The 20341-nt window shown below is 65.1% G+C and carries 16 protein-coding genes; 8 read left to right on the top strand and 8 right to left on the bottom strand.

Annotation, left to right across the window (positions count from 1 at the left end):
- The first annotated feature begins 478 nt into the window (after positions 1 to 478).
- From NEK97_RS19940 to sufU, 5 genes are all read left to right on the top strand, one after another.
- Entirely contained in the window at positions 479 to 1075 is a 597-nt protein-coding gene (locus NEK97_RS19940; RefSeq protein ID WP_374111514.1) for a LuxR C-terminal-related transcriptional regulator, read from the top strand.
- Between the two features lie 41 nt (positions 1076 to 1116).
- Entirely contained in the window at positions 1117 to 3771 is a 2655-nt protein-coding gene (locus NEK97_RS03955) for a LuxR family transcriptional regulator (protein ID WP_257368609.1), read from the top strand.
- A 468-nt stretch (positions 3772 to 4239) separates the two neighbouring features.
- A complete protein-coding gene (locus NEK97_RS03950) occupies positions 4240 to 6663 on the top strand; it encodes an ATP-binding protein (RefSeq protein WP_257368607.1) in 2424 nt (807 codons plus the stop codon).
- Between the two features lie 88 nt (positions 6664 to 6751).
- Positions 6752 to 8077: a SufS family cysteine desulfurase gene (locus NEK97_RS03945; RefSeq protein ID WP_257368606.1), complete on the top strand. Its 1326-nt coding sequence runs from the start codon at positions 6752 to 6754 to the stop codon at positions 8075 to 8077.
- A gap of 44 nt (positions 8078 to 8121) precedes the next feature.
- Positions 8122 to 8577, top strand: a complete 456-nt coding sequence (sufU, locus tag NEK97_RS03940) for a Fe-S cluster assembly sulfur transfer protein SufU (protein WP_235519402.1) — start codon at positions 8122 to 8124, stop codon at positions 8575 to 8577.
- Between the two features lie 34 nt (positions 8578 to 8611).
- Here sufU and nhaA read toward each other — a convergent pair whose 3' ends face one another.
- From nhaA to NEK97_RS03920, 4 genes are all read right to left on the bottom strand, one after another.
- Positions 8612 to 9922 (bottom strand): Na+/H+ antiporter NhaA, encoded by a 1311-nt coding sequence (nhaA, locus tag NEK97_RS03935; RefSeq protein WP_257368603.1) that lies wholly within the window; start codon positions 9920 to 9922, stop codon positions 8612 to 8614.
- 140 nt (positions 9923 to 10062) lie between these two features.
- On the bottom strand, positions 10063 to 10284 hold the full coding sequence (locus NEK97_RS03930; protein WP_211713203.1) for an SCO4848 family membrane protein: 222 nt from the start codon (positions 10282 to 10284) through the stop codon (positions 10063 to 10065).
- A gap of 1 nt (position 10285) precedes the next feature.
- Entirely contained in the window at positions 10286 to 10783 is a 498-nt protein-coding gene (locus NEK97_RS03925; RefSeq protein WP_257368601.1) for a DUF2505 domain-containing protein, read from the bottom strand.
- Positions 10784 to 10831: 48 nt separating this feature from the next.
- The gene (locus NEK97_RS03920; RefSeq protein ID WP_257368600.1) at positions 10832 to 12370 is read right to left on the bottom strand and encodes an SDR family oxidoreductase; all 1539 of its coding nucleotides are present in this window, start codon (positions 12368 to 12370) and stop codon (positions 10832 to 10834) included.
- Positions 12371 to 12479: 109 nt separating this feature from the next.
- Between NEK97_RS03920 and mfd the strand changes: the two genes are divergently transcribed.
- Positions 12480 to 16112: a transcription-repair coupling factor gene (mfd, locus tag NEK97_RS03915; RefSeq protein ID WP_257368599.1), complete on the top strand. Its 3633-nt coding sequence runs from the start codon at positions 12480 to 12482 to the stop codon at positions 16110 to 16112.
- A 5-nt stretch (positions 16113 to 16117) separates the two neighbouring features.
- Positions 16118 to 16927 carry a metal-dependent hydrolase gene (locus NEK97_RS03910; protein ID WP_257368598.1) on the top strand — a complete coding sequence of 270 codons (810 nt, stop codon included), beginning with the start codon at positions 16118 to 16120 and terminating at the stop codon, positions 16925 to 16927.
- Positions 16928 to 17057: 130 nt separating this feature from the next.
- Here the strand turns inward: NEK97_RS03910 and NEK97_RS03905 are convergent, their stop codons facing one another.
- The 4 genes from NEK97_RS03905 to NEK97_RS03890 all read right to left on the bottom strand — a co-directional run bounded on the left by NEK97_RS03905 (position 17058) and on the right by NEK97_RS03890 (position 19602).
- Entirely contained in the window at positions 17058 to 17285 is a 228-nt protein-coding gene (locus NEK97_RS03905; RefSeq protein ID WP_211713208.1) for a hypothetical protein, read from the bottom strand.
- Positions 17286 to 17336: 51 nt separating this feature from the next.
- Positions 17337 to 18029 (bottom strand): deoxyribose-phosphate aldolase, encoded by a 693-nt coding sequence (gene deoC / locus NEK97_RS03900; protein WP_235519415.1) that lies wholly within the window; start codon positions 18027 to 18029, stop codon positions 17337 to 17339.
- A gap of 127 nt (positions 18030 to 18156) precedes the next feature.
- The gene (locus tag NEK97_RS03895) at positions 18157 to 19026 is read right to left on the bottom strand and encodes an FAD-dependent oxidoreductase (RefSeq protein ID WP_257368595.1); all 870 of its coding nucleotides are present in this window, start codon (positions 19024 to 19026) and stop codon (positions 18157 to 18159) included.
- Between the two features lie 138 nt (positions 19027 to 19164).
- Entirely contained in the window at positions 19165 to 19602 is a 438-nt protein-coding gene (locus tag NEK97_RS03890) for a hypothetical protein (protein WP_257368594.1), read from the bottom strand.
- A 100-nt stretch (positions 19603 to 19702) separates the two neighbouring features.
- Here NEK97_RS03890 and NEK97_RS03885 point away from each other — a divergent pair, with 100 nt between their 5' ends.
- Entirely contained in the window at positions 19703 to 20308 is a 606-nt protein-coding gene (locus NEK97_RS03885) for a dihydrofolate reductase family protein (RefSeq protein ID WP_257368593.1), read from the top strand.
- The last annotated feature ends 33 nt before the right edge of the window (positions 20309 to 20341 follow it).

Genomic DNA, 20341 nt, shown 5'->3' with positions numbered 1-20341 from the left:
GGTGGAGGCCCGCTGCATGATGGGCCGGGAGCTTGATGCCCAGGAGCTTGCCCGCGCCGTTTCGCGGCAGCTGGGAGATACGGACCGACCCGGCCAGCTTGAGGAAGCATTCGCCAGGCACACATTTTTGGTCTTGTTGCTCTCCGGACAATGGCGGCAATGCATTGAGCTCGTCCGCCGCACCCCCTCACGATCGTCCCGCCTGCAGTACAGGGGTGCGCTCACTGAATTGGGAATCGGATTGGCCTACGCTTACGCAGGGAAGCCAGCCAGCGCGATCGAGCCCCTGCGGTCAGCGGTTGCGCAACTGGAGCTGCGCCCGGCCATGAACATGAACAAGGTAGGTTATGCGGCCACCGCATTCGCCTACGCCCAGCTGGGCAACTCGGTGGAAGCGGGCCGGTACTTGGACCTGTACCGCACCTGCCGGGGTGTTGGCACCTACTTTTCAGAGTCCGTTGCCGAGTTCTGCGCTGAGATGGCCGGGCGGTGGATGGGTGACAGGGACGTCAAGCAGCGGCTCATAGCCCGGGTCCGCAATGACTTGGAAAACCAGCGCTACACCACGGCCGGTATCTGCCTCTTCGGCGCGACAGTGGAAGGCACGGATGAGGAATACCGGCTTCTGGAAGACATCGCCGGCCACCGTCAAGGGCCGCTGGCCAGGATCTCAGCAGACCTGGCACGCGGAGCGCTGAACAAGAGCTCCAAGTCGATGCTTGCCGCCGCTGACGCCGCCTCGGCGCTGGAACTGTTGGTCGTCGAAGCACGGTGTGTGGCCATGGCCCTGGACTTTGCACGGGAAGCCGGCGAGTCCACAGCTGCCCGGACAGCCCAGTTGAGGCTCGAACGGCTGGAGCACTCGGTTTCGGCGCTGCCCATCCAACCGCGCAGCGACGCGCCGGTGTTGACGGAACGGGAACGCCAAATTGCTAAACTCGCCGGAAAGGGTGTCAGCAATCGCGAAATCGCGATGGATATTGGGGTGTCTGTGCGAACTGTGGAAGGCCACCTGTACCAGGTGTTCACCAAGCTTGGTGTTTCGTCTCGAGGCGAGCTCAATGGGCTGCTGTGAGGTTGGACCCGGAAACCCCTTAGGGTCGACACGGATTGCCCATGCAGGCTGAGCACCTTGTAGGCCGGGACTCAGAGCTGGCCTTGGCCACGGAGATATTACGCCAGGAGGGTGCGGGGGCTGTGCTCCTGCTCGCGGACCCCGGCATCGGCAAGACTGCCCTGGCGGCCGAGATCGCCGCCCGCCTCGCAGGCGAGATGGTGGTGATGCGGATTCACGGAAGTCCCGCACTGTCCGCTGTTCCCTATGGCGTCCTGGCGCCCTACCTGCTGGATCTTCCGGTGGAGCAGGCGACGTCCCCCGTAGCGATACTTCGTGAGTTCTGGTCGCAGTTCGAGAGGCGCCGCGGCGGAGAAGGTGCCCGCCTGCTGCTGATCGTCGATGATGCCCATGACCTCGATGAAGGCAGTACCCAAATCCTGGCCGAACTGGTGACGGCAGGCTGGGCCCGGCTGGTGGCGACCAGCAGGCCTCGTCCTGGCCTGCCGCCGGCTTTGCTCCAGCTGTGGTACGACGGACTGGCCGAACGGCTGGAACTACACCCCTTGGAGAAGGACAAGGTCACTGAACTCGCTGAGAAAACCCTTGGCGGAACGGTCATGGCGAGCGTCGCTGAGGTGCTGCACACCCTTTCCGAAGGCAACCCCTTGCTGCTGCGTTGCTTGCTGGACGATTCACGGGCCGATGGGAAGCTGGTGCGCCGGAACGGCATCTGGTTCCTGACAGGTGCCCTCACCGGGACGGGCGAAGGCCTGGCCGAGGTCGTGCGGAACAGGGTCCTGCGGACCAGCGAGGCCGAACGGGAGGCCATGTACGTCATTGCCCTGTCCGAACCCGTCCCCGCCTCGGTATTGGACGCCCAGGTTGGCAGAGACACTGTAAGGGCGTTGGTGGACAACCGCATGGTCGTATCAACCAACGGTCCCGGCAGCCCCCTCAAAATGTGGCATCCGCTGTACAGCGAGGCTCTTCGCCAGATCGTTTCGCCAGCCCGCAGCCTGCAAATCCGCCAGAGGATGGTGCAGGACCTGCTCTCGGAGCCGCCAACGGCGGAGGGGTTGCTCCGCATGGTGAGCTGGGCGCTGGACTGTGGCGCCGACGTCGAGGATGAACAGTTGCTCCAGGCTGCCTTCCTGGCCGCCAGGCTGCTCCAAAATCCGTTGGCCATGGCGGCAGCCCGCAAAGTCCGTTCGGATGCGCTGCAACCGCGGGCACGTGCAGTGATGGCGATGGTGCATTATCACGACGGCGACTTCCGCAGTGCCGCGCGCTTGTTGGAGGTGGACTCCGGGTTCCTGGACGCCGACCCGTCGGGACCCCTGGGGACCGGCTTGTTGTGGGCCGCGGCCAGGACCGCAGCCGGGGATTCATCCGGAGCGATCGTGGCCGAGGCCCAGGCCGCTGCGGAAGCCCTGGTGGAGGGGCTGCCGGAGGCCATGAGCGGGCACGTGGGCAGGCAAGCCCGGGTATTGGAGTTGGCCGCGTTGGCCTACGACGGCCAGTACGGGGAACTCCGCGAAGGTTTGGAACTCTTTGCTGCGGACCTTGACCCGGAACAAGCGGATTTCGTCACAAACCGGATCTCCCTGCTGGCCATACAGTGTGAACTGCTCACCGCAGAAGGCCAGCCTGTGCAGGCAATGGAGGCGGGCCGGGAGGCGTTGTCGCTCCTGGACGGGCGCACGGAGGACCTGCTCTACTTCCGCGACTTCGTGGTGGTCCGCTATGTGTTCGCAGCCCTGGAGTCCGGGGACTGGGATGCAGCCAACTCCGCGCTTGACGGATACGCCGCAAGCTCGGCCATGGGCCTCATTGTTTTCGGTGGAGGTATCCAGGCACTGAAGGGGTTGTCGCTGCTTCGGCAGGGCCGGCTGGAGCAGGCCACGGAGATGCTGACCCCCGCCGTCGAAGCCCTCGGGGTCACTGATCCTCAACGCTTGCGTGGTCTGGGCGCCGCACTGGCGCTGTACGCCGCGGCCAGGTCCGGTGATGCCGCCCTCGCCCACCGGTTGGCAGGGGAGCAGGACACCAACGGCTCTGGCGGAGCATATGTGGATTCCCTGGCCGAGATCTTCAGGCTGGCCGGCATGGAACTCGTTGAGGAGGGCTCCGGTTTGCCGGCACTGAGGCAGATCCCTGCGTCCCGGCCAGTGCACGGCCTGCCAGGTCTTTTGCTCCAGAACCTTGTCCTCAGGGCCGAACTCGGTGAAGCGGAAGCCATGGAGTCCATCAGGGCAACGGCGTCGTCGATGGCGGGGGCCTGGGCGGCCGGCTGGCATTCTTTTGCCGCAGCCGACGTGGCCGGTACGGGCCAAGGGTACGTCAACGCGGGCAACCTGTTGGCCGCTGCCGGAATGCCGGGCCCCGCAGCTGTGACTTTTGACAAGGCTGCGGCAACTTTCGATGCCGAAGGAAAGCGTCCCGAGGCCAGGCAAGCGGCGGTCCTGCGGGACGTCAGCGAGGCGAACCTGGGTGACGCACTGGTCCATGATCCGCAGGCCGACGCGGACCGGTCCGTCCCGTTGACGCGACGCGAGCAGGACATTGTTGCGTTGGCGGTCTCGGGACTGACTGACCGGCAGATTGCCGAGAAGCTGATGGTTTCGGTGCGTACCGTGGAAGGGCACCTGTATCGGAGCTACGCCAAACTGGGTATCCGCCGACGCGAAGACCTTGGGGCTGCGGTCCGTCCCTGAGAGGACCAAACCGAGTACCTGCATGCAGGATCCCGCGCTACTTGTGCCGGGATCCTGCGGTGTTTAACCATTCACTGGAGTAATCCCCGGATGTCCCGAGCCCAAACCAAGTAGTGCCCGCCCAAGGGACTGAGTACAACACAGTATCGGGGTCCCGAAAGCCCCGAACTATTCGAGTACCAACTACTGATGTACGGAATTTCCGGTCCCGGCAATATTGATCTTGGAAGAACGGTTCAGCCCCAAGCATCACCGGGATTCCGAAAGTCGCATCATCCGCATCGGTGGTCTCCAGAACCGATGCTCCGGCCACCGCAAGGTGATCCGGCCCTGGACGAAGCCGGCGGCGACAGAGTCTTCTGAGACCGAGACTCTCCCCCCAGCCGTCGCCGGCTTCTAGGCCAGGGACCCGCGAATCGCGGACCCCCCAAATTCCCGGACCATGGGACTGCTTCTAGTGGAGTGTGCATGCTGCCGGATCCTTGGCTGGACGAAGACACCGTCACAGCCGGACTGCGGCCATCGCCCCTCCCGGACCGGACACAGCTTCTGGACATCATTCTTTCCTCAGTACCATCGCCATCCACCAGCGGGATCGTGGTTGCAGGTGACAGCGGATCGGGAAAGACCCACCTGTTGCTCTCCATCAAAGCAGGACTATCCGACACCATGGACGTCCGCACCTTCGCGGGCACCCCCGAATTGAAGGCAATCCGGTATGGCGCGTTGGGGGCCTTCGAAGCCGACGGCGGTGATTCCGTTCTGCCGGGCCTGCATGTCCTCCGCGCCCTCACCAGTTCGCTGGGGCCCGCCGCGCACCTGTACACCCCACCTCCCGGACGACGCCGCAACAGGAAGCCGACCCCGCCGTCGCGACCACCGCTGGTCCTGCTGGTGGACGACATCCACGACGTCGACCCGGCGTCGTTGGCTGTCCTGTTGCAGCTCATTCCGGGCTTCGGGGCCACCCTGGTGGCAACCGCCGACAGCCGCCGGCCCCTGCCCCAGGATCTCTACCAGCTCTGGGAGGAAGGCTTCCTGGACCAGTACTTCCTTCCCCCTTTCACGTTCAGAGAGGCGCACGCCCTGTGCGAAGCGCTGCTGGGCGGGCAGGTCCAGCGACGGGCCAGCAGCCTGCTCTCGGCCATATGCGGCTTCAATGCTGCCCTCCTCTGCCTGGCGATCGCAGACGCCCGAAGCGCCCGTTTGCTGGTGCAGCGGGAGGGCTTCTGGACCATTGACGTCCGCGCACACTGCGATTGGCCGCGGGTTGTTGAGCGTGTCCGCACCGAAAACGCTGCGAGGACGTCGGAAGAGCGGCAGGCCCTGGAACTCGTTGCGCTCGCCGAACCGATAGGCCTGGACGTCGTGGAGCGCCACTTTGGCCAAGGGGCCGTGGAACACCTCCTTGCTTTGCAACACGTCAGGATGCTCGGCGGCAGCCCGCCTCTGCTCCGGACAAGTCCGTGGCTGCGTGGCGAGGCGACCCGACTGTCGGTTCCCCGGTCCAGGAGCGTGGCTTTGCGTCTGGGAGTCGAGGATCCGGCGCTCACCAGGGAGTCCGCGCCTACCTTGCTGCGATGGATGACGTGGACACTGGAGTGTGGACTCTCCCTTTCGGATGAACTTCTCCTGGCTGCAGCGCCCGCCGCTGACAGGCCGTCGACGGCGGAACTTGCCATGCGGGCAGCGGCGGCCGTCTCGGATCCGGGCCACCGGGACGAAGCGAGGCTCCTCCGGGCCCGGGCGCTGCTCGCCGAGGGCCAACTTCGCGAAGCAGCCCCCGAACTTCGTGGCCTGGCTGTAGGCGGAGAGTCGCCGGCCGTGAAGTCAGATGCCACGCACCACCTCATGGCGCTGGAGCTCCTCGGGGCCGTTCCAGGTGTCGAGCCGGATGCCGCGGAACCGTGGTCCCTGGTGGCCGGCAACGTCCGGGACGCCGAACGCCTCTTGCTCGCCGGCGCCGTGCCGGAGGCACTGCAACGGTCCTCAGCTGCGATGGCGGCACTCGACGCGGACCCGGCCTTGGCGATGTTCCGGCCGGCAGTTCTGCTCCGCCACGCCATCTGCCTGAGGTACAGCCTGGCGTGGGACACCATGGACGCACTCCTGGATTGCCCCGCCCCCTACGCACTGCCGGCGAACCTTGCCGTGTGCATGGATGTCGCCCGCGGATATGCCGAGCTGGTCCAGGGGCTCGCCAGGGCAGCACGACGCACCTTGAGGCCGGTGCTGGCAGAGTTGCACGACGCCGGCCTTCCGCAGGTACTTTCGCTGGCGGCCGCGTTGTTGGCCTACGCGGAGGCCCTGTGCGGAAATCCGGAGGCCGCCCTGGAATGTGCCCGGCAAAGCGGTTCCGCACTGACCGGACACGATCCCGGGGCGCTGCTGTCCAGGCTCAGCGCGCTCTACGTCGCGGCGGCCCGGGATTGTGTCGCCGGGCGGGATGGCTCCTCCGGCCAGCCGGCCCATTTGATCCAGCTCGCAGGAGAGAGCCGTGGGGACCGGACCTTTTTGATCGAAGCCGAGGCGCTCTCCCTCATCGCGCTGGACCCCCACGCGGCCGCCGTCGACGATCCCGCCAGCCAGCGGCAGCTGGCTGAAGCAGCCGCAGTCCTGCAGGGTGGGGCCGGGGCTTCCCTCGCGATGTTTGCCAAGGCGTTGATGGGAGATGAGCCAAAGTCGCTTGAGGCCGCGGGCCGGAGCCTAGCGGAGGATCGGCTGTTCGCCCACGCCGCCATGAGCTACTCCCGCGCCGCGCGCGGCTATGAGGCCAAGACCCGGAGCGCGGCAAGCCGCCGCGCCACGATGCTTGTCAACAAGTTGCTCACCGCTTTCGACAGCGGCGCTGTTCCGCCGCTGGGGTGGGCCCCCGGGCGGGCCGGCAGCTAACGTGCTGTAAGGCACACCCCCTGCTCCGCACGCCGGAGGTCTCCGTGGGATAATAGGGAGTCCCTGAAGGATTTCCAAGGAGCGTCCCTTGACTGCCGTATCAACCCCCGCCTCACTCCTACGGTCCGTGCCTGCCATGGACAATGCGGAGGTGTTGCGGATCCGGAACGACTTCCCGGTGCTGGATCAGTTGGTCAACGGCAAACCGTTGATCTACCTCGATTCCGGGGCTACGTCCCAGAACCCGCTCAGCGTGATCGAGGCCGAGCAGGAATACTACGAGCAACGCAATGCTGCGGTTCATCGTGGGGCGCACCACCTGGCCGTCGAAGCCACGGAAGTGTTCGAGGACGCCCGCCAGACTGTTGCGGACTTCATTGGCGCCAATTACGAAGAAACAGTATGGACTTCCAACGCCACCGAAGGCCTCAACCTGGTCAGCTACGCGCTCTCCAACGCCGCGCTGTGGGCCGCGCAGGGCCGTGGTGGCGCCGCGTTGAAGGATCTGGCTCTTGGCGCAGGTGACGAGATCGTGGTCACCGAAATGGAGCACCACGCCAACCTGATCCCGTGGCAGGAACTCGCTTTCCGGACCGGTGCCACGCTCAAATACATCCCCATCACGGACGACGGCGCGCTTCGCCTGGATGTTGCGGCGGAAATCGTGGGGGAACGGACCAAAGTGTTGGCGTTCTCGCATGCCTCCAACGTCCTGGGAACCATCAACCCCGTGGCGGAGCTCGTGGCCCTGGCTCGTCGCGCCGGCGCTTTGGCGGTGCTGGACGCCTGCCAGTCCGTGCCGCACATGCCGGTCAACGTCAAGGACCTGGACGTCGACTTCGCTGTGTTCTCCGGCCACAAAATGCTGGCACCTACGGGTGTGGGCGTCCTGTACGGCAAGCAGGAACTCCTTGATGTCCTGCCGCCGTTCCTGACCGGCGGTTCCATGATCACCACGGTCACCATGGAACGGGCCGAGTACCTGCCCGCCCCGCAGCGGTTCGAAGCCGGGACCCAGCGCATCTCGCAGGCAGTGGCCCTGGCAACTGCCGTGAACTACCTCGCCGAAACCGGCATCGAGCGCATCCATGCATGGGAATCGACCCTGGGCCAACGGCTGGTCAAGGGGCTGGAAAGCATCGACGGCATCCGCGTTGTAGGGCCTGCTTCGGGCTCTGAACGGATCGGACTGGCTGCGTTCGATGTCGCCGGCGTGCATGCCCATGACGTCGGCCAGTTCCTGGACGACCGCGGAATCGCGGTTCGTGTCGGCCACCACTGTGCACAGCCGCTGCACCGTCGCCTGGGCCTGACGGCCACCACCCGCGCAAGCACATACCTCTACAACACCACGGACGACGTCGATGCTTTCCTTGACGCCGTTTCCGGGGTCCGGGCCTACTTCCAGGCCTGAACACCGGGTTCCCCCCCAGATACTTAGTTAGGCATCAGCGCATCATGAGTCTTGACCAGTTGTACCAACAGATCATCCTGGACCACTCCAAGCAACGGCACGGCAGCGGGCTCGCGGAAACTCCAGCTCCGGCCGGCGCCACCACCGGACAGTCGCATCAGCTGAACCCGGTCTGCGGGGACGAGGTCACGTTGCGGCTCGCTGTGTCGGACGGAACCGTTCAGCAGATCAGCTGGGACGGCGCGGGTTGCTCCATCTCGATGGCGTCCGCCTCGGTGCTCAGCGACATGGGTGAAGGCATGTCGGTGGAGGAACTGCACTCGGTGATCGAGAACTTCCGCGAGGTCCTCCGATCACGCGGAAAGGTCCATGCCGACCCCGAGATCCTCGGGGATGCCGCCGCGTTTGAGGGCGTCGCCCGCTACGCGGCCCGCGTCAAGTGCGCCATGATCTCCTGGGTCGCGGCCGAGGACGCCCTCAACCAGGCCACAACCACCTAGCAGCCGGGCGCAGCAGCGCTCCGGTCGGCTTCGGTCAGCTGCGGGCAAAGACGTCAGGCACGCCGTCGCCGTCGTCGTCCCGTTCTTCGTCCGCCTGGACCTGGCGGTACCGCCGGTTACGGGCCTTAAGGACGACGGCGGCCAGCAGCGCCGAGATCAGGGAACCTGCCAGGATGGCCACCTTGGCGTGGTCGTTGTGCGCGGATCCGGCGCCGAAACTGAGTTCGCCGATCAGGAGCGAGACTGTGAACCCGATGCCGGCCAGCAGGGCGAGCCCGAAGAGGTCGATCCACGCAATGCCTGAGTCCAGGCTGGCGCGCGTGGTCTTGGTGACCAGGAACGTGGTTCCGAAAACGCCCACGGCTTTGCCCACCACCAAAGCCGCCACGATGCCCACGGCAACGGGGTCCGTCAGTGCTGCACCCATCCCATCGAATCCGCCCAAGGCTACGCCAGCGGAGAAGAACGCAAAGACGGGGACCGCGAATCCTGCGGAGAAGGGCCTGAGCTTGTGTTCGATGTGCTCGGCCAGGCCCTCGGCGGGTTCCCCTTTCTTTCCGTTGGCCAGGACAGGAACGGCGAAGCCCAGCAGGACTCCGGCGACGGTGGCATGGATACCGGAGGCATGAACGAAGCCCCAAGTAGCGAGGGCCAGGGGGAGCAGGAGGTACCAGCTGCGGATCCGCTTTTGGACGAGGAACGCGAACAGGCCCAAGGGAACCAGGGCGGCCAGCAGCATGAGTGGCTGTAGCCCGGTTGAGTAGAAAAACGCGATGATGCCGATCGCGATGAGGTCGTCCACCACGGCAAGTGTCAGCAGGAAGGTCCGCAGCGCCGCGGGGAGGTGCGTGTTGATCACGGCGAGCACAGCCAAGGCGAAGGCAATGTCCGTGGCTGTGGGGATCGCCCAGCCCTTCAGGGTATCCAGGCTGTTGAGGTTGAAGAGGACGTAGATCAGGGCGGGGACCAGCACGCCACCGATGGCTGCTGCAACCGGGACCACCGCCCGGGCCGGTTTGCGGAGCTCCCCGGCGACGAATTCGCGCTTGAGCTCAAGTCCGGCGAGGAAGAAGAACACCGCCAGCAGCCCGTCCGAGGCCCAGTGGCCGAGGCTGAGTTCAAGGTGCCACGGTTCGTAGCCGATCCTGAAGTCGCGGAAGGCGAAATAGGCGCCCGCTGCGGGGGAGTTAGCCCAGATGAGCGCAACCACCGTGGCTGCCAGGAGGAGGGCCCCGCCGACGGTCTCGGTGCGGAGGATGGAGAGGATGCGGCGATATTCGGGGTAGCTGGACCGGGCAAAGACTTTGCCGGGCTGCTTGGTGGCTGCGGGGGGCTTCTGGGCCACGAAGGGCTCCTAACTCGCGGAAATCAGTCGGTCAAAGGGGAGCACAATGACTCCGCCGACCAGACTTCCCGGCACACCAGTATCCATCTTACCCAACCAGGGGACAGCAGGTGCTGTCCCCTGGTTGGGTGGGCGCAGCGTCAGGCGACGAGGCCCGCGACGCCGATGGCCGCCGTCGCGAGGCCAAGCACCATGGAGATGGTGACCAGCACGACGTGGACCGTAAGGAACTTGGTGGCCTTGCCGGCAGCGTCCCGGGCGCGGGGATCCTTCATGACCCGCTTCAGGAACTGCGGCCACACCGCCAAGGACCAGACGCCGGCAACGATCAGGACGACGGCCAGGATCGCCGGAATCTCCACGCTAGTGGCTTTCGAGCCAGGCCTGGGCCTGCTGCGACTGGATGTTCAGGGCCTTGCCCACCATGGGCTCCGCGGCGTCAGCAATCTTTCCGCCAAGGAAGGGCACCGAAGAGGACACCGCGCCATCGAGTTCGATGCGCGTGCTGGTGCCGTCTGCCACCAGGCGCTGTACGGCAGTCACATCAAGGGGAGCACCCGAGATCTTCAAGGCGATGTTGCTGGAGCGTGAGCCGTCAGCAGCAGGTGCTTCCCACTGTTCCTTCTGGGTGACCGTCAGGGTTTCGCCAACGAACTTGCGGGCAATGTCCGGCAGGCGCGTGGTGGGCAGGGTACGGACCGTGGTGGTATTGAACGCACCTGCAGGGTCGCCTTCGATGGTGAACGATTCCAAGGAACCGCCCACCAGTTCGCTGGTGTGGCGCAGGAAATCCTCGTCGATGAAAACGGCCGCTACGCGGTCGACACTGTGCGGCAGGGTGGTGGATGCACTCAGGGCCATGGGTCCTCCGTGGATGGTATTGGTGAAGCTTCTTAGCTCCCAAACATCCTACGGGGTCTGGGTGGGCACCCCTGAACCCTGCTCCTGGCCCGCGTCCTGGAGCGTGATAGCCGCCGCTGAAATGTTGCGGGCCATGGACGGGAAGATGAATCCGTGGAAGGGGTACACGCCCAGCCAGTACAGCCGGCCGGCCAAACCGCGGGGGAAGAAGATGGCACGCTGCTTATAGAGGCTGCCCTCGCCGTCGGGCTCAACCCCCAACTCCAGCCAGGCGCCGCCCGGGGCCCGCATTTCAGCCCGCAGGCGGAGCAAATGTCCGCGGTCGATGGCTTCGACGCGCCACCAATCCACCACTTCGCCCGTGTTCAGCGTTTTCGGATCCCGACGTCCCCGCAGGAGCCCGGCCCCACCTTGCAGCTTGTCCAGCCACCCGCGGATCCGCCACGCCAGAGGCAGCGAGTACCAGCCGTTCTTGCCGCCGATGCCCTCAATGATGGTCCAGACGTGTTCCGGTTTGGCTTCGCTGTGGAAGGTGCGCTCATCAACGTAGACCTTGTAGCCGGCCCAGTCCGGGTCGCTCGGCAGCGGGTCGGCGTCGATACCTGCGTTGGCCCAAGTGGTTTCCACCTGGCCGTCCCTTTCCTTCCCCAGCGCCAAAGCGACGGCGCGCCGGTAGGACGTCAGTCCGCCGTCGGGCTGGGGGATGTAATGGTCGACGTCGTGCTCCCGCGACACAGCGTCGTGCTGGAGTGACTGCACCAACGGCAGGGACATGGACAGGGGGATGGGGGTGACCAGCGCAACCCAGAGCCCGGCAAGTTTTGGTGCCGGAACAGGGAGCGCGATGACCAGGCGCCGGGGGAGTCCGCGTTCCACCGCGTACTCGTTCATCATCTCCTTGTATTTCAGGACGTCGCGGGAGCCGATGTCGAAGGAACGGTTAAGTTGCTCCGGCAGGGCCGCCGCTGCCACCAGGTAGTGCAGCACATCCCGCACAGCGATGGCTTCAATCCTGTTGTTGACCCAGCTGGGCGCGGGCATGACCGGCAGGGTGTCGGCGAGGTGCCGGATCATTTCAAAGGACGCAGAGCCCGAACCGATCACCACACCGGCCTGGAACACGATCGCATCAACAGGGGATTCGAGGAACACCTTGCCCACGGTCTCGCGTGAACGCATGTGGGTGGAAAGTTCGGTGTTCTCAGGGTGCAGACCGCCCAGGTACACGATCCTGTCCACTCCGGCATCCGCAGCGGCTCCTGCGACGAGCCGCGCCATGGCTTCTTCCTTGGCTTCGAAACCGCTGCCCGACGCCATGGAATGCACCAGGTAATACAAGACCTCCACACCGCTGAAGGCATCGGCCAGGCCTTCGGAATCAGACAGGCTGCTTTCCACGATCTCGACGTCGTCATGCCACGGTACGTCCGCGATCTTCTGCGGCGTACGGACCAGGACTTTGACCTTGTGGCCGGCTTCGAGGAGCCGGGGGACCAGCCGCCCGCCGATGTAGCCGGTAGCGCCCGTGACCAGCACGGTCCTGGGCTGCCGGGGATTGTTGGAATGCGTCGCTTCGGAAGGTTGCAAGAGAACTCCTGTGGCTGGGGGGAGGGGTAGGCTGGAATGACCCGGCATTCTGACGAATTTCCGGGCATTTGTGTTGCCTGCCCTTGGAACCACCCTAGGAGTTTCAGCCATGAGCCTCAACGGTCTGCGCCGCGCACTGGCGGAGGACAAGACTTTCGCGCGCGTCCGAACGGAGGCTCAGCGGGAGTTTTCCGACCGCAACAGCGACTACCAGATCAGCGCACCTACGGGTATGCGGGCTGTTCTGCTTGCCGAAATGGCTGATGCCCTGGCCCAGGCTGGTGCCGACGGTGCGGGCGCGCCGGTGGTCCTCGCTGTCACCGCAACGGGCCGCGAAGCCGAAGACCTCACCGCAGCGCTGGCTTCCTACCTTCCCGCCGACACCGTGGCTACCTTCCCCAGCTGGGAGACCCTCCCGCACGAGCGGCTTTCGCCACGATCGGACACCGTGGGCCGCCGGTTGTCGGTCCTGCGCCGCCTGACCCACCCGGAAACCTCGACGGCGGCCCCCTTGCGTGTGGTGGTTGCCCCGGTCCGCGCCGTGGTCCAGCCCATCGTGGCCGGCCTGGGTGACCTGGTTCCCGTGACGCTGCAGGTGGGGCAGGAGCGCCCCTTCACCGAGGTGGTCCGGGCGCTGTCCGACGCCGCCTACGCCCGGGTGGACATGGTGACGCACCGGGGCGAATTCGCCGTCCGCGGCGGCATCATCGACGTGTTCCCGCCCACGGAGGACCACCCCATCCGGGTGGAGTTCTTCGGCGACGAGGTAGACCAGATGCGATGGTTCGCCGTAGCAGACCAGCGCTCGCTGTCCGCCCCCGGTGTCCACCACCCCACCGAACTTCACGCGCCCCCATGCCGCGAAATCCTGATCACGCCATCGGTGATGTCCAGGGCTGCCAAGCTCAAGGCGGACATGCCCGCCGCGGCAGACATGCTGGAGAAGATCGCCGGCGGCATTGCCGTGGAAGGCATGGAGTCGCTGGCCCCGGTGCTGGTGGATGCCATGGTTCCGTTCGTGGACCAGCTCCCTGCGGGGTCCCTGTCGGTAGTCATCGAACCGGAGAAGGTGCGTACCCGCGCCCACGACCTCGCGGCCACCAACGAAGAGTTCCTGGAAGCTGCATGGTCAACGGCGTCCGACGGCGGTGCGGCGCCCCTTGACCTGTCGTCCCAAGCCTCCACTGACCTGCACGCTGCCAGTTTCCGGTCCCTGACCGACACCCGCTCCGCGGCCCTTGAACACGGCGTGTCCTGGTGGTCCATCACCTCGCTCGCCTCGGACGAGGACCTGGTCCTGGATATTGACGTACTGAATATGCGTGCCCGCGAACCCCGCGGCTACCAGGGCGACGTGGCCGAGATGCTGGAGTTCATCGGCTCACGTGTCCGCGAGCAGTGGCGTGTTGTTGTGGTCACCGACGGTCCTGGCCCCGCGCAACGCCTTGCCGAGTTGTTCCATGATGCGGAGATTCCCTGCTCCCGCGTGGACTCCCTGGACAAGGAACCCCAACCGGGCATCATCGAGGTGACCACCGCCGCCGTCGGACGTGGTTTTGTCCTTGACGGCCTGAAACTGGGCCTGCTGACCGAAGCCGACCTGCTGGGGCGCGCCACGGCGGGTTCCACCAAGGACATGCGGCGCATGCCATCCAAGCGACGGAACGCAGTGGACCCGCTTCAGCTGCACGCGGGCGATTTCGTGGTGCACGAACAACACGGCATCGGCCGGTTCGTGGAGCTGATCCAGCGCAAGGTGGTTGGCACGTCGTCCTCCGACGCCGGGCTGCGGGAGTACCTGGTGCTCGAGTACGCACCTTCGAAGCGCGGCGCCCCGGGGGACCGGCTGTTCGTGCCCACGGACCAGTTGGACCAGGTGACCCGTTATGTCGGTGGCGATGCCCCGGCACTGAGCAAGATGGGCGGCGCGGACTGGGCCAGCACCAAATCCAAGGCACGCAAGGCCGTCAAGGAAATCGCCGGCGAACTCATCCGGTTGTACTCGGCCCGCATGGCATCACGTGGGCACGCGTTCGCCCCGGACACCCCGTGGCAGCGTGAACTCGAGGAAGCCTTCCCGTACGTCGAAACGCCCGACCAGCTGACCACCATCAACGAGGTCAAGGCGGACATGGAACGGGAAATCCCCATGGACCGGCTGGTGTCCGGCGACGTGGGCTACGGCAAAACCGAGATCGCTGTCCGTGCGGCGTTCAAAGCGGTGCAGGACGGCAAACAGGTTGCCGTTCTGGTGCCCACCACGCTCCTTGCCCAGCAGCACTACGAGACGTTCACTGAACGCTTCTCCGGTTTCCCGCTGCGCGTGAAGCCGGTGTCCCGTTTCCAGAGCACCAAGGAGGCCAAGGAAACGGCGGAGGGGGTCAAGAGCGGTGCCGTGGATGTGGTGATCGGCACCCACCGCCTGCTGTCCAAGGACTTCGAGTTCAAGGACCTGGGCCTGGTGATCGTGGACGAGGAACAGCGTTTCGGCGTGGAGCACAAGGAAGCGCTCAAGAAAATGCGCACCAACGTGGATGTCCTTGCCATGAGTGCCACCCCCATCCCACGAACCCTGGAAATGTCGCTGACTGGCATCCGGGAAACCTCCACCCTTGCCACCCCGCCCGAAGAGCGGCACCCGGTGCTGACATATGTTGGCCCGTACACCAACAAGCAGACTTCCGCCGCCATCCGCCGTGAACTCATGCGCGAAGGTCAGGTGTTCTTCGTCCACAACCGGGTGTCCTCGATCGAGCGGATCGCTGCCCAGATCCGCGAGCTGGTGCCGGAAGCCCGCGTGGAAGTGGCGCACGGCCAAATGTCCGAAAGCCGCCTCGAGAAGATCATCGTGGACTTCTGGGAGAAACGCTTCGATGTGCTGGTGTGCACCACCATTATCGAGACCGGCCTGGACATCTCCAACGCGAACACCCTGATTGTTGATGGCGCGGACAAGTACGGTCTCTCGCAGCTACACCAGCTGCGTGGCCGTGTTGGCCGTGGCCGCGAACGTGCCTACGCCTATTTCCTCTACCCCTCGGAGAAGCCGCTGGGCGAGGTTGCCTTGGAACGCCTGAAAGCCGTGGCGGCGCACAACGAGCTCGGTGCGGGCATGCAGCTGGCCATGAAGGACCTCGAAATCCGCGGGGCCGGCAACCTGCTCGGCGGCGAGCAGTCAGGCCACATCCAAGGCGTGGGCTTCGACCTCTACATCCGCTTGGTGGGCGAGGCTGTAGCCGAGTACCGCGGCGAGGCCGAAGAGAAGGCCGCCGAGATGAAGATCGAGCTGCCGGTCAACGCCCACCTGCCACACGACTACGTGCCCGGCGAAAGGCTGCGCCTGGAGGCCTACCGCAAGCTGGCTTCGGCCATCACTTACGAGGCAATCGACGAGGTACTGGCAGAACTGGTGGACCGTTACGGCGAGCCGCCGTTGCCTGTCCAGAACCTGATCGCCGTGGCCCGCTTCCGGGTGGGTGCCCGCGAAGCCGGGCTGTCCGACGTCGCGCTCCAAGGAAACTTCATCCGGTTCTCGCCGGCGCAACTGCCCGAGTCCAAAACCATGCGGTTGAACCGCATGTATCCCGGTTCCCAGGTCAAGCCGGCGCTGGACGCTGTGCTTATCCCCAAACCCAAGACGGCCAGGATCGGTGGCCGGGATCTCCAGGACGCCGAAATCCTGCAGTGGGCCAACAACGTGATTGAAGCAATCTTCACCGACGTGCCAGTCAAGGCGGGCTAACTTCGATGATGGGAGGACACCACGCCGCGTCGGGAGCCGCGGCGTGGATAGCTATTGCTTCGACCGGCCCCTACGCCCTGGGCTGGTACCCGCTGGATTCCACCGGAATCCTCATTGGCTCCATGGCGACGGCGGGGACGGCACTTGTGTGCGACTGGGATCACCGGCACAGCACCATCGCAAATTCACTGCCACCGCTGTCCAATGCGATTGCGGTAGGGATCGAAAAGGCCAGCGGCGGGCACCGGCAGGGGACCCACTCACTGCTTGGGGCTTCGGCGTTCGTGATCCTCGCAGCGATGGCGGCACAGTTCCAGATGGTGACCCCGGTCGGAAAACTGTCGGTCGGCGCCGGGCTGCTGTGCATGTTCATGATCAACCTCGCCGCGAAGGCATTGAACCTGTTTCCGAAGTCCGGCTGGATCACCAACTGGCTCTTCGCGATCGTCATGGCTGGCCTGGTGACGTGGTTTGCGCCGGACCAGTGGGGGTGGCTGCCACTGTCCATGCTGACCGGCGTCGTGATCCATATTGTGGGCGACATGATCACTGTGGGCGGCGTGCCGCTCCTGTGGCCGATAGTGATCAAACCGCCAAAGTTCCTGCGCAAATCAGTCATCAGCGGAGTGTGGCGGGCCAACGGCGCGTTTTCCATTCCGCTGCTGGGCCGGGCAGGTTCGCGGCGGGAATGGCTGGTGCTGATTCCCGTGAGCGGATACGCCATGGTGGGGATGGGAGTGGCCGCCTGGACCCTTGCGCAACAGCACTGGCCGGGCGTACTCGCGGCGCTTGGAGGCGTCCTGGCGGTGCGGTAACTCGGTGCGGTGACTCGGTGCGGTGGCTCGGTGCGGTGAAGCCGCCAGCCCTTGGCCGCGAGGCGATCCGCCACCACAGACAAGAATGGCCCGGGCAAACGCCCGGGCCATTCCTGCAGAAGTAGAGGGTTTAGCTTTCGCCAGCCGAATCCGAGCGGCCCAGGATGGTCTGCGGGATCCAGAACGCAAGGGCGAACAGGCCCAGGCACACAGCCATCGGCCACGGGTTTTCGAGGCTGAGGAAGGACAGCGAGTAGATAGCGCCCAGGAAGAGCACAATCATCACCAGGAACAGGACAATGCTCTGGCCCAGGTTGTTCTCGCGCTCGATGGGGGCGCTGGTTGCGTTCTTGGACATTCGTTCCTCCTCGGCCCCGCAGGGCTCAAAATCTCTGGCGGTCGGGAAGCCTCAGTAGGCAGATGAACCTTGCTCACCCTTGACAATGGCAATTCCGGAACTCGCTCCGATACGTGTTGCACCAGCTGCAATCATAGCCTGTGCATCGGCCAGCGATCGCACCCCACCGGAGGCTTTGACGCCTATGTCCGGTCCCACCGTCTTGCGCATCAGCGCGATGTCTTCAACAGTGGCGCCACCACCGTTGAAGCCGGTGGAGGTCTTGACGAAGTCTGCGCCCGCTTCAACAGCTGCTTCGCAGGCGATGACCTTTTGCTCGTCGTCCAGCATGGACGTCTCGATGATGACCTTGAGGATTGCTTCGCCGGCGTGCACTGTTTCGGCGACTGCCCGGATGTCGTCCACCAGCGCGCCCTTGTCTGCGGCGCGTCCAGCGGCCATGTTGATCACCATATCGATTTCGTCGGCCCCGTCAAGGACGGCGCCACGGGCTTCGAAGGCCTTGACGTCGCTGGGTGTAGCGCCCATCGGGAAGCCGACCACAGAGCATGTGAGCACGCCCGAGCCCTTGAGCGCTTTGGTGACGGTCTTGACCCAGATCGGGTTCACGCACACTGATTTGAACTGGTATTCGACGGCTTCGGCACACACTTTGAGGATGTCCGCCTCGCTGGCTTCCGGCTTCAACAGGGTGTGGTCGATGTAGGAGGCGATGTTTGCCGGGGTAGCGGCTTCGTTGCTCATGGGATCCTTCCGTGCAGGCGTGGCCGGCCCGGTGGCCGCAGGGTTGTCACTGCCCGTCAAAGGACCATCTTGCCATACGGGCCGGGTAGCCCTTCCGCCGCTTGTGGAAGGGCAACCCGGTTGCCGCCTAGGCCGCCAACGGGGCCAATTGGTCGCTGCCCAAGACACCGAGCATCATGCCCGAAGCGCAGAGCATTGCGGAAGATTCGGCGGAAAGGAGGAGTCCCAACCGGAGGCCGTCGCAGGACGCTGCATCGCCAATTGCCCAGATGCCCGGGACGGAGGTGGCGAGGTCGCGCCCCACGGAGATGCCGCCGTCGGACGCAATCAGGAGCCCAGCGCTTTCGGCGAGGTCGTTGCGGGCCGTCCGCTCCTCGGCCAGGACCACGAGGTCCCCGTTCATGCTGCTGCCGTCCTCGAACACGATGCCGGTGGCCGGTACAGGGGAACCTGCGATGGAACGCACGACGGCGGCAGGGCGGAGGGTGGTGCGCACGGGACGGACTCCGCGGGCCCGGAGCACGGCCTCCGCCTGGCCGGCCGCGGGGCCGTTGCCCACCAGGATTCCCAACGGACGGCGTCCAACGATCCGGGTGAGATCATGGACGGCTTCGCCGATGGTGGCCGCATCATCGATGGTGGAGTAGCTCAGGCTGGCTTCAGCACCGGCGACTGGCGGGAGAGCCGGGGCAGAGCCGGTCGCGATAACCAGCTGGTCGTAGGAGAAGTCCATGCCGTCCACCGTGGTCACAACTTTGGCGTGCGGATCGATGAAGCTGGCCGCCTGGCCGAACCGAACCGAGACCTGTGGAAGTTCGGCCAGTTCGAGGAGCGCCTCCGGGCAGTCGTCGCGGTTGCTGAGCACGGTGATGGTGCCGGTGAAGGGACGTCGCCGGGTATCGGCCGTGCCGGCCAGCCGCCGCACCAAAGCCTGGGCTGCTGGACCTGCGCCTGCGATGACGATGTGGAGGGATGCTGCGGACGGAGTGGCGGACATGTTCGGCCCTTTCGCTGATGACCTGTTTGGTGCTGTTGGTCATCAGCCTAGGCATTCGGTTTTTCGCGGGTGTTTCCCCGCTGTTGCCATCTTTGGCCGATCCGTAGCGTGTTGTTTACCGGCCGGTAATAACGTGCGTCACATCGAGCGTGGGTGGATCCGTGTGTAGACCATGTCGAAGTCGTGTTCCAAGGGTCCGCCGGGGTAGGTTCCGCGTTCCAGGCGTGCGTTGATCACGTTGCCATCGTCGCTGAACCGTCCCACGAATCGCTGGGGCCAGTCCGGGCCGTCCCGGAAAAGCGTCAATACGTTGTCCTTCAGGATCATGTCGTATATGCGTGCGACGCCGCGGGAATCGAAGTAGTGCTGCTGGAGCGCCCCATCGGAGCCTGTGGCACCGATGATGCTCACCGAGTTGGGATATTCCGGCTGTTGCACCGTGGAGTGTTGGATGAGGAAGCCGCCGTTTTCCAGCCACTCGAACGTCGTCCGGCCCTTGACTTCCCGTCCCGGGACGGTGGTTTCCCATTCGCCCACCAGGATGCCAAGTTGCTCCAGCTCTGCAGTACTTGCCATGGAATCCTCCTGAAGGTCTAGCCCCCAGTGTCCGCCTTGGCGCGGCGGTTTGGCGAGGGTTTTGGCGCCACCTTGAGGTTTTGGATGCAATGATGGGCCCATGAGCCAAGTCACATGCGACCTGACCGTGTCCCTCGATGGCTACGTTGCCGGTCCCCACCAGAGCCTGCAGATGCCATTGGGTGAGCGCGGCGAAACCCTTCACCGGTGGCAGTTCGAGGAACGCGAAGCCAATGCCGCCCAGGTGGAAGGGATCCTCGCTGCGGGCGCTTTCATTATGGGCAGGAACATGTTCGCGGGACCGGGTCCTGGTCCGTGGGACGCGGACTGGCGCGGTTGGTGGGACGAGGAACCGCCCTATCACGCGCCGGTGTATGTGCTGACCCATCATGTACGTGAACCCCTTGAGATGCAGGGCGGAACCACGTTCCACTTCATCAACGGCGGAATCGAAGAGGCAATGGCCCTGGCTCGCAACGCCGCGGGGGCCAAGGACGTAGCGATCGCCGGGGGAGCGTCGACTGCCCGGCAGTTCCTGTCGGCCGGGCTGATCGACGAACTGCGGCTCCACATAGCACCTGTGATCCTTGGTGGCGGGGAGCGGCTGCTCGATGGCGTGGGGAACCTCAGGCTCGAACCGACCTCCGTCAGTGGCACCGGACTGGTCACCCACGTCACCTATAGCGTGGGCGGCGTCAAGGACTAGCCCGGCGCTGTGCTGATCTCCGGGGTCCCATAA

Source organism: Paenarthrobacter sp. UW852, assembly GCF_024608385.1.
Taxonomy (GTDB): Bacteria; Actinomycetota; Actinomycetes; order Actinomycetales; family Micrococcaceae; genus Arthrobacter.
This window is presented reverse-complemented; position numbering and strand designations above follow the sequence as displayed.